This window comes from Thalassotalea crassostreae, from assembly GCF_001831495.1.
GTDB lineage: Bacteria > Pseudomonadota > Gammaproteobacteria > Enterobacterales > Alteromonadaceae > Thalassotalea_A > Thalassotalea_A crassostreae.
Map to the genome: position 1 here is coordinate 1,751,283 of NZ_CP017689.1, position 13,354 is coordinate 1,764,636.

Annotated in this window: 11 protein-coding genes; all 11 read left to right on the forward strand. The window is 39.1% G+C overall.

The genetic code is table 11. The features are described 5' to 3' along the window. Positions 1–17 precede the first annotated feature (17 nt). The 11 genes from rimP (at position 18) to nlpI (ending at position 13,345) form a co-directional block, all read left to right on the forward strand. Positions 18–473, forward strand: coding sequence for a ribosome maturation factor RimP (rimP, locus tag LT090_RS07515; RefSeq protein WP_068545314.1), 456 nt, complete (start codon positions 18–20; stop codon positions 471–473). A gap of 70 nt (positions 474–543) precedes the next feature. Beyond that, positions 544–2,040, forward strand: a complete 1,497-nt coding sequence (gene nusA, locus LT090_RS07520) for a transcription termination factor NusA (RefSeq protein ID WP_068545315.1) — start codon at positions 544–546, stop codon at positions 2,038–2,040. A gap of 23 nt (positions 2,041–2,063) precedes the next feature. Continuing rightward, positions 2,064–4,718: a translation initiation factor IF-2 gene (gene infB / locus LT090_RS07525; RefSeq protein WP_068545316.1), complete on the forward strand. Its 2,655-nt coding sequence runs from the start codon at positions 2,064–2,066 to the stop codon at positions 4,716–4,718. A 302-nt stretch (positions 4,719–5,020) separates the two neighbouring features. Next, positions 5,021–5,413: a 30S ribosome-binding factor RbfA gene (rbfA, locus tag LT090_RS07530; protein ID WP_068545317.1), complete on the forward strand. Its 393-nt coding sequence runs from the start codon at positions 5,021–5,023 to the stop codon at positions 5,411–5,413. Positions 5,414–5,415: 2 nt separating this feature from the next. Beyond that, positions 5,416–6,369, forward strand: a complete 954-nt coding sequence (gene truB / locus LT090_RS07535; protein ID WP_068545318.1) for a tRNA pseudouridine(55) synthase TruB — start codon at positions 5,416–5,418, stop codon at positions 6,367–6,369. A gap of 190 nt (positions 6,370–6,559) precedes the next feature. Continuing rightward, positions 6,560–6,829 carry a 30S ribosomal protein S15 gene (gene rpsO, locus LT090_RS07540; protein WP_068545359.1) on the forward strand — a complete coding sequence of 90 codons (270 nt, stop codon included), beginning with the start codon at positions 6,560–6,562 and terminating at the stop codon, positions 6,827–6,829. Positions 6,830–7,139: 310 nt separating this feature from the next. Beyond that, positions 7,140–7,955, forward strand: coding sequence for a hypothetical protein (locus tag LT090_RS07545; RefSeq protein WP_068545319.1), 816 nt, complete (start codon positions 7,140–7,142; stop codon positions 7,953–7,955). Between the two features lie 27 nt (positions 7,956–7,982). Further along, entirely contained in the window at positions 7,983–8,354 is a 372-nt protein-coding gene (locus tag LT090_RS07550; RefSeq protein WP_068545320.1) for a hypothetical protein, read from the forward strand. Between the two features lie 154 nt (positions 8,355–8,508). After that, a complete protein-coding gene (locus tag LT090_RS07555; RefSeq protein WP_068545321.1) occupies positions 8,509–10,041 on the forward strand; it encodes an AbgT family transporter in 1,533 nt (510 codons plus the stop codon). Between the two features lie 190 nt (positions 10,042–10,231). Next, the gene (pnp, locus tag LT090_RS07560; RefSeq protein ID WP_068545322.1) at positions 10,232–12,349 is read left to right on the forward strand and encodes a polyribonucleotide nucleotidyltransferase; all 2,118 of its coding nucleotides are present in this window, start codon (positions 10,232–10,234) and stop codon (positions 12,347–12,349) included. A gap of 123 nt (positions 12,350–12,472) precedes the next feature. After that, positions 12,473–13,345 carry a lipoprotein NlpI gene (gene nlpI / locus LT090_RS07565; protein ID WP_226996539.1) on the forward strand — a complete coding sequence of 291 codons (873 nt, stop codon included), beginning with the start codon at positions 12,473–12,475 and terminating at the stop codon, positions 13,343–13,345. Positions 13,346–13,354: the final 9 nt, after the last annotated feature.

Here is a 13,354-nt window from a genome sequence, read left to right on the forward strand (position 1 = left end):
GTTGCTGGAGAAAGTGGTTGAGTAAGTTTGAACAAAAATTAACTGAGATGTTACGTCCTGCAGTTGAAATGACGGGTTTGGAATTATTAGGTATTGAATACGTTAGTGCAGGTAATCATTCGGTTTTACGTTTATATATCGATCATGAAAATGGTATCGATGTTGATAATTGCGCAGAAGTTTCACGTCAAGTAAGCGCAATCTTAGATGTTGAAGACCCTATTAGTACGGAATACAACCTAGAAGTTTCTTCTCCTGGTGTAGATCGTCCATTATTTGAAAAAGCCCACTACGAAAAAGTAGTCGGCGAAACCGTTGAAGTAAAATTAGGCATGCCGTTGAATGGCCGTCGAAAATTCAAAGGTGAATTAGAAGCTATCGAAGGTGACAACCTTATCGTTGTTGTTGATGGCCAAGATTATGAATTACCAATTGCCAACATAGAACGTGGCAATTTAATAGCAAAATTTTAATTGTTAGTGATAGCAATCATTAACTTAAACAGATTTAATTTGATAAGAATTTAAGTGAGGCAAGATTCAGATGAGTAAGGAAATTTTACTAGTAGTAGATGCTGTTTCAAACGAAAAGGCACTGCCACGCGAAAGCATTTTTGAAGCAATGGAAACTGCACTAGAAACTGCAACTAAGAAAAAGTACGAAGGCGATATTATTGTCCGTGTTGAGATTGACCGTAAAACCGGTGAGTTCGATACGTTCCGTCGTTGGGAAGTAGTTGAAGATTCTGATGAGCCAATGGAAAACCCATACGGTCAAATCGGTCTTGCAGCAGCACAATACGATGATGAAACAGCTGAAGTTGGTGGCTTTGTAGAAGATCAAATCGAATCAGTTAAATTTGACCGAATTACTACACAAACTGCGAAACAAGTAATAGTTCAAAAAGTTCGTGAAGCAGAACGCGCGAAAATCGTTGGTGAGTATGAAGACCAAGTTGGCGAGATCATCACTGGTGTGGTTAAGAAAGCAAGCCGTGAAAGCGTTATCTTAGATTTAGGTAACAACGCTGAAGCAGTGATTTTCCGTGATGAAATGCTTCCTCGTGAAGTGTTCCGTCCTGGTGACCGTGTACGTGGTTTGTTATTTGAAATTAAACCAGAAGCTCGTGGTGCACAATTATTTGTATCACGTGCAAAACCAGAGATGCTTATTGAACTGTTCCGCGTTGAAGTACCAGAAATTGGTGAAGAAATGCTAGAGATTAAGGGCGCTGCTCGTGACCCAGGTTCACGCGCTAAGATCGCGGTTAAGTCTAATGATAAGCGTATCGATCCTGTTGGTGCTTGTGTTGGTATGCGTGGTTCACGTGTACAAGCTGTTTCAGGTGAATTAGCTGGTGAGCGTGTTGATATCGTTCTATACGATGATAACCCGGCTCAATTTGTTATTAACGCAATGGCGCCTGCAGAAGTAGCTTCAATCATCGTTGATGAAGATACAAACGCTATGGATATCGCTGTTGAAGAAGGTAACTTAGCAATGGCTATCGGTAAGAGCGGTCAAAACATTCGTTTAGCGAGTCAGTTAACTGGCTGGGAATTAAACGTAATGACTGTGGAAGACATGAAAGCTAAGCATGAGGCAGAAAATGACAAGGTAATCACGTTATTTACTGAAAAACTAGATTTAGATGATGACTTTGCTTCAATGTTAGTGGATGAAGGTTTCTCTACATTAGAAGAAATTGCATACATTCCAGTAAATGAATTACTTGAAATCGACGGCTTAGATGAAGAAATCGTTGATGAGTTACGTGAACGAGCTAAAGCTGCACTTACTACGCAAGCGTTAGCAACTGAAGAGTCTTTAGAAGACGCAGAACCTGCTGAAGATTTATTAAATCTTGAAGGCATGGAAAAACACTTAGCATTCGTATTAGCAAGTCGCGGTGTAATTACACTTGAAGACCTAGCCGAGCAAGGTGTTGATGAAATTGCCGATATCGAAGAACTAACTGAAGAAAAAGCTGGTGAGCTTATTATGGCTGCCCGTAATGTTTGTTGGTTTAACGAAGAATAAGCGCAGCAAGGAGATAAGAATTAATGACAGATGTAACAGTAAAACAACTTGCTAGTGAAATTGGAACAGACGAAGAACGTTTGCTTTCCCAGTTGGCTGACGCCGGTATTAAAAAGAACGCAGACGAAAGTGTAACTGATCAAGAAAAAGAAACATTACTTGAACATTTACGCAAAGCCCATGGCGACACGTCTGATACACAACCAACTCGTATGACACTAAACCGTAAGAAGAAATCAACTCTTTCTATTGGTTCAGGCTCTAAGGCGAAACAGGTTCAAGTTGAAGTTCGTAAAAAACGTACTTACGTAAAAGCTAGTGATGTTGAATTAAAAGCACAAGCAGAAGCAGAAGCGAAAGCTGCGGCAGAAGCTGAAGAACAAGCACGTATAGAAGCAGAAGCAAACGCGAAAGCAGAAGCAGAAGCGAAAGCATTACGCGATGCAGAAAATAAAGCCAAAGCAGAAGCAAAAGCAAAAGCTGATGCCGAAGCAAAAGCTAAGGCGAAAGCGAAAGCAGAAGCAAAAGCGAAAGAAGCACCTGTAAAAGTTGAAAACGAAGAAGAGAAAAAGATTCGTTTAGCACAGGAAGCAGAACTTGCTGCAAAAGCTGAAGAAGAAGCCATGAAATCCGCTGAAGCGGCGAAAAAGCTTGCTGAAGAAAATGAAGCTCGTTGGAAAGAGCAAGAAGCTGAGCGTAAGAAGAAAGAACAAGAAGTTGTTCATGTAACCTCTTCTAAGTACGCACAGGAAGCTGAAGATAAAGTTGATCGCCAAGATGAAGGCGGTGGACGTCGTCGTAAGAAGAAGAAAGGCGGTCAAAAAGACGCAAACGCTAAAGGCGCTCGTGGTAAAGGCAATCGTAAAGGTACGTTAAGTGCTCCTACAACTATGCAACACGGATTCCAAAAACCTGCGAAAGCGGTTGAGCGTGAAGTTCGTCTAGGCGAAACAATTTCTGTTGCAGAACTTGCCGACAAAATGGCGGTTAAAGGTGCTGAAGTTGTTAAAGTAATGTTTAAAATGGGTGCTATGGCAACCATTAACCAAGTTATCGACCAAGAAACTGCATCATTAGTTGTTGAAGAAATGGGTCATAACGTTGTACTAGTAAATGAAAATGCACTAGAAGACGCCGTACTTGAAGACAGAGGTCATGTTGGTGAATCAATCACTCGTGCTCCTGTTGTAACAATCATGGGTCACGTTGACCATGGTAAAACATCATTACTAGATTACATTCGTAAAGCAAAAGTTGCTGACGGTGAAGCGGGTGGTATTACCCAGCACATTGGTGCTTATCACGTAGAAACTGGTCACGGTATGATCACTTTCTTAGATACTCCAGGTCACGCGGCGTTTACTGCTATGCGTTCTCGTGGTGCTAAAGCAACCGATATCGTAATCATTGTTGTTGCTGCCGATGATGGTGTAATGCCACAAACAATTGAAGCAATTCAGCATGCGAAAGCATCTGATGCACCAATTATCATTGCCATTAACAAAATGGATAAAGAAGAAACCGACATTGAGCGTGTTCGTAGTGAGCTTTCTCAACATGACGTTCTTTCTGAAGAGTGGGGCGGTGACGTTCAATTCTGTCCTGTATCAGCGAAAACTGGTTTAGGTATTGATGACTTACTTGATGCTGTATTACTTCAAGCTGAAGTATTAGAGCTTACCGCTGTTGTTGATAAAATGGCGAGTGGTGTAGTTGTTGAATCGAAACTTGATAAAGGTCGCGGTCCAGTAGCGACAGTTCTTGTTCAAGAAGGTACATTGAACCAAGGTGATATTGTACTTTGTGGTTTAGAGTATGGCCGTGTTCGTGCAATGCGCGATGAAAATGGTAAGCCAATTACTACTGCCGGCCCGTCAATTCCAGTTGAGATCTTAGGTCTTTCTGGTGTTCCACAATCAGGTGACGAAGCGACAGTTGTTAAAGATGAGAAGAAAGCTCGTGAAGTAGCGCTATTCCGTCAAGGTAAATTCCGTGATGTGAAACTAGCACGTCAACAGAAAGCGAAACTAGAAAACATGTTCGCGAACATGTCTGAAGGCGATGTTTCTGAAGTTAACGTTGTACTTAAGTCAGATGTTCAAGGTTCACTTGAAGCTATCTCTGATTCATTAACCAAACTTTCAACTGATGAAGTAAAAGTTAAAATCGTTGGTTCAGGTGTTGGTGGTATTACCGAAACTGATGCATCACTTGCAGCAGCGTCAAATGCTATTGTTGTTGGTTTCAACGTACGTGCTGATGCATCGGCTCGTAAAGTAATTGAATCTGAGAACTTAGACTTACGCTACTACAGCGTTATCTACGCATTGATTGACGAAGTGAAAGCTGCGATGAGCGGTATGCTTGCTCCTGAATTCAAACAAGAAATCATTGGTCTTGCAGAAGTTCGTGACGTATTTAAATCTCCAAAAATTGGTGCAATCGCTGGTTGTATGGTTACTGAAGGTATCATCAAACGTAGCGCACCAATCCGTGTATTACGTGAAAACGTTGTAATTTACGAAGGTGAATTAGAATCACTACGTCGCTTTAAAGATGACGTACAAGAAGTTCGTAATGGCACAGAGTGTGGTATCGGTGTTAAGAACTACAACGATGTTAAAGTTGGTGACCAAATCGAAGTATTCGAAACGGTTGAAGTGAAACGTTCTCTATAATCTAGAGTGACTAATTTCATTACCAATAAGCGTTAATTAAAATTGAAAAATGGGAGCTTTGCTCCCATTTTTGTTCAGTATAGGTTTATCAACTGAGAAAGTTACGACTAAACTTGTACTAATACCAATTGAGATAAATATGTGATCTACTTTTGGCTGAGGAAAAATCAATAAACACAAGGATAAAATTTCTATCTAGTTGTTCTATATAGATATTTTATACCGAAGTGGTTGTTTGTTTTAACCAGTCAAAATGAGCAGAAAGTTATTTCATTTGGTATAACTATAAAATTGGAGTCAAAATGGCTAAAGAATATGCTCGTACTGACCGAGTAGGACAACAAATACAGAAAGAAATTTCTGTGATTCTAATGCGTGAAATCAAAGATCCACGCCTTGGAATGATCACTGTATCTGCAGTGGAAGTTACACGCGATTTAGCGTACGCAAAAATCTTTGTAACCTTTTTTAATGATGATAATACCAATGTGAAAGAGCAAATCGCTATTTTAAACGATGCGGCGGGCTTTATTCGTTCAATCTTAGCCAAATCATTGCGAGCTCGCATCATGCCACAGCTAAGATTTGAATATGATAAATCATTAGTAGAAGGCGTTAGAATGACATCATTAGTTGATCAAGTGATCCGTGATGATGAGCGAAAAGCGCATAAAGACGAGAACCAGGAAGACTAACGATGGCAAAGCGTAGAAAGGGTCGTCAAATAGACGGCGTTTTATTACTTGATAAACCTTATGAAATGTCTTCAAACCATGCTTTGCAAGCAGTTAAACGTTTGTATTTTGCCAATAAAGCAGGGCATACCGGTGCGCTTGATCCATTAGCAACGGGTATGTTGCCAATATGTTTAGGTGAAGGTACTAAGTTTTCGCAGTTTTTACTTGATACAGATAAAACTTACATTGTTACCGCAAAACTTGGTATTCGTACAACAACCAGTGATGCTGCCGGTGAAGTAGTTGCTGAAAAGCCAGTTACTATTACTGATGCTGAGCTTTTACCTGCACTCGAGTCTTTTCGAGGTAAATCCAAGCAAGTTCCTTCGATGTACTCAGCACTTAAACATCAAGGTCAGCCGTTGTATAAGTACGCTCGTGAAGGTATTACCATCGAACGGGAAGCTAGAGATATCGAAGTTTACCGCTTGGATCTGTTGCGCTTTGAAGGTGACGAAGTCGATATGGAAATACACGTATCGAAAGGTACATATATCCGTACCATTGTTGACGATTTAGGTGAGTTACTTGGCTGCGGAGCTCATGTATCAATGCTTAGACGAACGACCGTCGGAAATTATCCCGTCGATAAAATGGTTACTATGGAACAGTTAAGGTCGATAGTTGAAAGTGCGCAAGAGCAAGATGCTAGCCCTTATGATTTGCTTGATGAATTGTTGTTACCGATGAATACTGCGTGTTATGAATTACCGGTAGTCAATGTTGATGACGTTTCGGCTAAGTACTTGCGTTTGGGCAACCCTGTACAAGCTGCGGGTGCGCCAATTGAAGGCTTAGTCCAGGTAACAAAAGGTGAAAATGAAGAGTTTATCGGTGTCGGTATTATTAACGATGATGGACTTGTAGCACCAAAACGCATCGTTGTCGATCATAGCGCAGCGCTTAACAACTAAAATTGTCATTTGTCTAACGCGGTTAAGTTGCTCTACAGCCCTTTAATTGTCGTTGATAATACAATATTGCGTATTCTAAAATAAACCTTGCAAAGTACATTTTTGCTGTTAGAATACGCGCTCTTATCGTTTTGCTGAATTAGTGTTTGGCTTAACGAATTTATTAACATTAAACACTAAGGTATTTATTATGTCTTTATCAGTTGCTGAAAAAGCTGCAATCGTTGCAGAATACGCACAATCAGAAGGTGACACTGGTTCTCCTGAAGTTCAAGTTGCTTTGTTAACTACACAAATCAACCACTTACAAGGTCACTTCAAAGAGCACATCCATGATCACCATTCACGTCGTGGTCTTTTACGTATGGTTTCACAACGTCGTAAACTTCTTGATTACTTGAAGCGTAAAAACGTTGAGCGTTACACTACTGTAATCGCTAAATTAGGTCTACGTCGTTAATAACGCGTTATCTAATCGAGAGAAGGAGCCTTATGGCTCCTTTTTTATTGCCTGAAATTTAGAAGCAAGCTTATTTTATATGGCTTTGTCATTTTCCAACGTATTTTATCGCATAACCACTTCCTATTTGCTTTATCCTGCCTTTATCTTTACATTGAAATAGTTATCTTTTTGATTTGTATGAAAAAATAAGTGCGATTTATGAGTCGAACGAGAGAAATAAGAGTTTATTGTCATCGATAAGAAAAATATGAGCTAAGCTATTAGCAAGTTTAGAGCAATTATAAGTCAATTAAATTGAGAGAATTCAATGTTATTACGGAAATTAACTAAGCATATTCAAGAACAGAATTGGTTTGCCGTTTTTATTGATTTCTTAATTGTGGTTGTTGGTATTTTCGTAGGTTTGCAGGTAACTAATTGGAGCCAAAATCGTTCCTACGAAGCGACTACTCAGCAGTATTACCACCGATTAGTTGCTGATTTAAATGCCGATATATATGTTTTTCAAACAACATTAGATTATTACACTACGGTTGAGCAGTATGCATCGAACACCATTGACTATATTCACAAACGTGAATCGAATAATAGCTCTTTGAACAATAATTCATCTCAAAAATCTGATAGTCAATTTGTCATTAATGCTTATCAGGCCACTCAAATAACAACCAATGGCTTTCTTGAATATACATACAGCGAATTAGTATCATCCGGATTCATTCGTAACATTAAAAATAGTGAAATAAAATCAATGTTATCGGGCTATTATATCAATTCAAAATTTGAAGATTTTATGTATGTTGAAACAACGCCGTATCGTATTCAAATTAGGCGATTGTTATCAGCGAGCACTCAAAAAAAGATACGAGAACATTGTGGCGACCAAGAAATCTTTAATGATGATCGCACATCATACGAAATATCCTTACCTGAAACCTGTATTATTGAATTTGACCCAGAAACTGTCAGTAAAGAATTATCTGCATTGCTAAGTTATAAGGAGCTAGAGCACGATTTGAACTATTTGATGAGTATTATTGCAATTGCAAAATATAATCTTCAACTTAACTTAGATCTGGCCAAAGCCATTAAAATTAATATAGAAACGCTGATAGAGAATTAATTTACTTATATAAACGGGAGTTGAATTATGATGATAGTAATTAGCATTCTTGGCGCTTTGATCGTGTTTGCAGGAGTTTTGTTAGTAATTAAACCATTGATTATAATCGGGTACCTTAAATCACATAAAGACAGTTTATGGCTTTATTTATCTGCAATTATAGTACGCGTTATTGTTGGTTATTTGCTTATTGTATTTGCAAAACATTCAATTTATCCTGCCGCCATAACTGTAATTGGTTGGATTGCGGTCGTTGCCGCACTAGCGTTTTTAGTAATGGGGCGAGCTAAATTTACGCTGCTTTTAACATGGCTAATAAACTCGGCAATGGGCTATGCAAGATTGATGGGGATCCTCGCAATAATCTTTGGCTCATTTATTCTCTATGCGTTTACGTAGACTTCGAAGGATTAACTGAGGCGCGACTAAAGCATTCTAAAATTAAATAAGAATAAAATTGTTTTATCGCTATATTACAAACCGATTTTTTACTCTAATAAATTCCTGCTAGAATAAATCGGAATATGTTCAATTATAATAATAAGGAATTCATATGAGTGAATCTTCAACTAGAGTACAACGACTGCTCAATAGCGTCGAAGTATGGGGAAACAAGTTACCGGATCCCGCCGCGTTATTTATCTTGTTATTGGCCTTTGTTTGGGCCCTTTCTTTTGCATTATCCGGAATCGACTTTAATGCAATCGATCCAAGAACCGGCGAAGCACTAATTATCCATAATCAGCTTTCGGGCTCGGCAATAACTCAATTTTTCTCTTCTGTTGTCACTAACTTTTCTCATTTCCATCCTGTTGGTGTTGTATTGGTAGCAATGCTTGGTATTGGTGTAGCGGAATATTCTGGCTTTATTAATGCCGGATTAAGAGCGCTTATGGCGGTCACCGCAAAGTGGTTACTGACACCAATGATCATTATGGTTGGTATCGTCAGCCATTCAGCCGTTGATGCAGGCTATGTATTGGTTATTCCTCTAGGTGGTATTATTTTCTATGCTGCTGGCCGTCACCCGTTAGCTGGTATTGCGGCGGCGTTTGCCGGTGTATCAGGTGGTTTCTCCGCTAACTTTGTACCTTCTTCTCTCGATCCAATGTTACAAGGGATCACACAAGCCGGTGCACAATTACTCGATCCCAATGTCGTTTTAAACCCGCTCAATAACTATTATTTTACGGCAATTTCATCAATTTTGATTATCTGTTTAGGTTGGTTTATTACCGATAAAATAGTAGAGCCTAAGTTAAAGGAAAATGCATTAGATGGTGACTTAGAAGATTTGCCAACTATGGAGCCGCTTGAAGATGATGAGAAAAAGGCGCTTAGGTGGTCGCTATTGTCGATTCTTCTGTTCGTGGTGATATTAACATTAACATCTTTGTCAGACGGCTCTGCATGGCGAGGAGACGATGGCACTCTTACCGCGTTTACCGCGCCTTTAATGAAGTCGATCGTGTCTTTAATATTTATGCTATTTCTGATCCCTGGCTTAGTTTATGGTTTTGCGATAGGAAAAATAAGAAGTAGTAAAGAGTTCATTGCCGGCATGAGTAAAGCCATGGAAACAATGGGCTATTACTTAGTGATCATGTTTTTTATCGCTCAGTTTATTTACTCTTTTGGTCAATCAAACTTAGGGATTTTGTTAGCTGTAAAAGGCGCAGAGTTTTTAAAAGCAATGGCACTACCTAGCGGTGTTACAATCGCCGGAATTATATTTCTTACCGGCTTTATTAACTTGTTTGTTGGTTCAGCGTCGGCTAAATGGGCATTATTGGCACCGATATTTATTCCGATGTTAATGCAGTTAGGAATTTCACCAGACTTAGCTCAAGCGGCTTATCGAATCGGCGATTCAAGTACTAACATCATTACTCCGTTAATGCCATATTTCCCATTAGTGGTGGTATATTGTCAGCGCTACGTTAAAGATGCTGGTATTGGTACTTTGACCGCAATGATGCTGCCATTCTCGATTTCGTTTCTCGTACTTTGGACAATATTCTTACTTGTCTACTGGACCATAGGCATTCCGTTAGGTTTGCAATCAAGTTACGAATATTTGCCATAAAATTAACCTCTTAGATAAAAAAGTGTGGTTGTGCATTGTGCCAATCACACTTTTTTTTATTTTTACATACAATCTTCACAGTTAACTGCCTATAACGACTAGCTTTACGAGGTGAAGTGCGTATAATTAGTCGCGAAATTATATATGAAATGAAATAGGGCATGGGTCCTATCTATAAAAGGAAAAAAAAGTGACTCCAATTACTAAAACATTTGAGTACGGACAACATACAGTAACTCTAGAAACAGGTGTTATTGCACGTCAAGCAACCGCAGCCGTAATGGCAAGCATGGATGATACATGCGTATTAGTCTCTGTAGTAGGAAAGAAAGATGCCAAAGAAGGCCAAGACTTTTTCCCACTTACAGTAAACTACCAAGAAAAAACTTATGCAGCAGGTAAAATACCTGGTGGTTTCTTCAAGCGTGAAGGTCGTCCTTCAGAAGAAGAAACATTAATAGCCCGTTTAATCGACCGTCCAATCCGTCCATTATTCCCTGAAGGCTTTAATAACGAAGTTCAAGTTATTATCACTGTAGTTTCAGCTAACCCTGAAATTAACCCAGACATTATCTCATTATTAGGTACTTCTGCAGCACTTGCAATCACTGGTATGCCATTTAGTGGTCCAGTTGGTGCAGCGCGTGTTGGTTACTTAAACGATGCGTACATTTTAAACCCGTTACAATCTGAACTTGAAGAAAGCAAACTAGACTTAGTTGTTGCTGGTACTGATGCCGCTGTATTAATGGTTGAATCAGAAGCTGACGTTCTTTCTGAAGAAGTAATGCTTGGTGCTGTTGTATACGGCCACGAGCAATCTCAAATTGCTATCAATGCAATTAAAGAATTTGCTGCTGAAGTTAATACGCCATCATGGAACTGGGAAGCACCAGTTAAAAATGAAGCGTTAACGGCTAAGATTGCTGAAATCGCTGCTAGCGATGTAAACGAAGCTTACCAAATCACTGAGAAAGCGGAACGTTACGAAAAAGTTGCAGAGATCAGAAACTCAGTTGTTGAAAAATTATTTGCTGAAGACGAAGAACTAAACGTTCAAGAAGCTAAAGATTTATTCCACGACTTAGAGAAGAAAGTTGTTCGTGAACGTATCACATCAGGTAAGCCTCGTATCGATGGTCGTGATCCTGAAATGATCCGTGCACTAGACGTTATGACTGGTGTTCTTCCTCGTACTCACGGTAGTGCAGTATTTACACGTGGTGAGACTCAAGCATTAGTTGCAGCTACTTTAGGTACGCAACGTGATGCACAACGTATTGAAACAATCTTAGGTGAGAAAACTGACACCTTTATGTTGCACTACAACTTCCCTCCATACAGTGTTGGTGAAACTGGTTTTGTAGGTTCTCCAAAACGTCGTGAAATCGGTCACGGTCGTCTTGCTAAACGCGGTATGTTAGCTGTTATGCCAACAATCGAAGAGTTCCCATACTCTATTCGTGTTGTTTCTGAAATCACTGAATCAAACGGTTCATCTTCAATGGCGTCAGTATGTGGTACATCTCTAGCTCTTATGGATGCTGGTGTTCCAATTAAAGATTCTGTTGCTGGTATTGCAATGGGGCTAGTTAAAGAAGGTGATAGCCACGTAGTTCTTTCTGATATCTTAGGTGATGAAGATCACTTAGGTGATATGGACTTTAAAGTTGCAGGTACTAAAGATGGTATCACTGCTCTTCAAATGGACATTAAGATTGAAGGTATTACTAAAGATATTATGCAAACTGCGCTTGTACAAGCAAAGGGCGCTCGTATCCATATTTTAGGCACGATGGATGAAGCTATCAGCACAGCTCGTGAAGATATCTCACAATTTGCACCACGTATTCATACAATGAAAATCAGTGCAGACAAAATTCGTGACGTTATCGGTAAAGGTGGCGCAACTATCCGTCAACTTACTGAAGAGACTGGTACAACAATCGAAATCGAAGATGACGGCACAGTTAAAATCGCTGCAACTTCTGGTGAGCAAGCTGATGATGCAATTAACCGCATTAAAGAAATCACTGCAGAAATCGAAGTTGGTACAATCTACACAGGTAAAGTTGTACGTATCGTAGATTTCGGTGCATTCGTAAACGTATTACCAGGTAAAGATGGTTTAGTTCATATTTCACAAATCGCTGAAGAGCGCGTGAATAACGTGACTGACTTCTTATCAGAAGGTCAAGAAGTTACGGTTAAGGTTCTTGAAGTTGACCGTCAAGGTCGCGTACGTTTAAGTATGAAAGAAGCTATTGAGAAGCCAAGCGAATCTAGCGAAGAGCCAGCTGCAGAATAAGAATTTTTTAATTTAAAGAATCTTATTTCAATGCAAATCAATAAAAACTGTAAATAAGGGAGCCGAATGGCTCCCTTTTTTATATACTATAGTCATACCATCAAATTTTAATTAGGTTCCCCTTTGAAAAATAAACTAATTATTTCAGCTGTATCTATGTTTTTGTTACTACAAGGCTGTAGTACAACGTCTCAACAAGCAGTAGCTAATGTCGTGGTTGCAGAGCCATTATCAATCGACCAAGAAACTGAAATTAATATTGCACGTTTAACGGAAATTCTTAATAAGGTTGAGATCACTCCAGATCAAAGAGCCCAGCTTTATTATGACCGTGGCGTTAGATATGACAGTGCTGGCCTGAGAGGATTAGCTTCATACGATTTTCATATGGCGCTGCGCATTAAACCAGATTTAGTCGAAGCCTATAATTTCATCGGTATTCATTACACTCAAAGGCAAGACTTCTTGCTGGCTTATGAAGCATTTGACTCAGCTATAGAACTTGATGATAAACATCAATATGCCTACTTAAATCGTGCTATCGCTCTTTATTATGGCGCTCGTCCTAACTTAGCAGTATTAGATGTTAAACGCTTTCAATCTCAACAAAATAATGATCCCTATCGAATCGCTTGGTTATATTTGATTGAGCATGATATCGATAATGAACTAGCGTTAGTCAATTTGCGTAACAATTTAAATTCTCTCCAACATAACTCATGGGCGAACAATATTTTGCGTCTATTTTTACGGGATATTAGTGAAGATGAGTTTATAAAATATGCATCCCAAGGCGCAGATGATGATAATGAATTAGCGAAGCGACTTTGTGAAGTGTATTTCTATTTAGGAAAATATAATCAAATTCATAACAATCGAGAAATGTCTCAGCAGTATTTTAAATTTGCACTAGGCACAAATGTATATGAGTATATTGAACATAGATACGCAAAATTAGAATTAGAGTTAATGCGCACAAAAGTTGCGACACCTTAATAGCTAAAA

Excerpts from the sequence above, each read along its gene's own strand:
- LT090_RS07550 (WP_068545320.1), top strand. The coding sequence starts at position 7,983 with ATGATGATAGTAATTAGCATTCTTGGCGCTTTGATCGTGTTTGCAGGA.
- rpsO (WP_068545359.1), top strand. The coding sequence starts at position 6,560 with ATGTCTTTATCAGTTGCTGAAAAAGCTGCAATCGTTGCAGAATACGCA.
- nusA (WP_068545315.1), top strand. The coding sequence starts at position 544 with ATGAGTAAGGAAATTTTACTAGTAGTAGATGCTGTTTCAAACGAAAAG.
- rbfA (WP_068545317.1), top strand. The coding sequence starts at position 5,021 with ATGGCTAAAGAATATGCTCGTACTGACCGAGTAGGACAACAAATACAG.
- LT090_RS07545 (WP_068545319.1), top strand. The coding sequence starts at position 7,140 with ATGTTATTACGGAAATTAACTAAGCATATTCAAGAACAGAATTGGTTT.
- LT090_RS07555 (WP_068545321.1), top strand. The coding sequence starts at position 8,509 with ATGAGTGAATCTTCAACTAGAGTACAACGACTGCTCAATAGCGTCGAA.
- infB (WP_068545316.1), top strand. The coding sequence starts at position 2,064 with ATGACAGATGTAACAGTAAAACAACTTGCTAGTGAAATTGGAACAGAC.
- truB (WP_068545318.1), top strand. The coding sequence starts at position 5,416 with ATGGCAAAGCGTAGAAAGGGTCGTCAAATAGACGGCGTTTTATTACTT.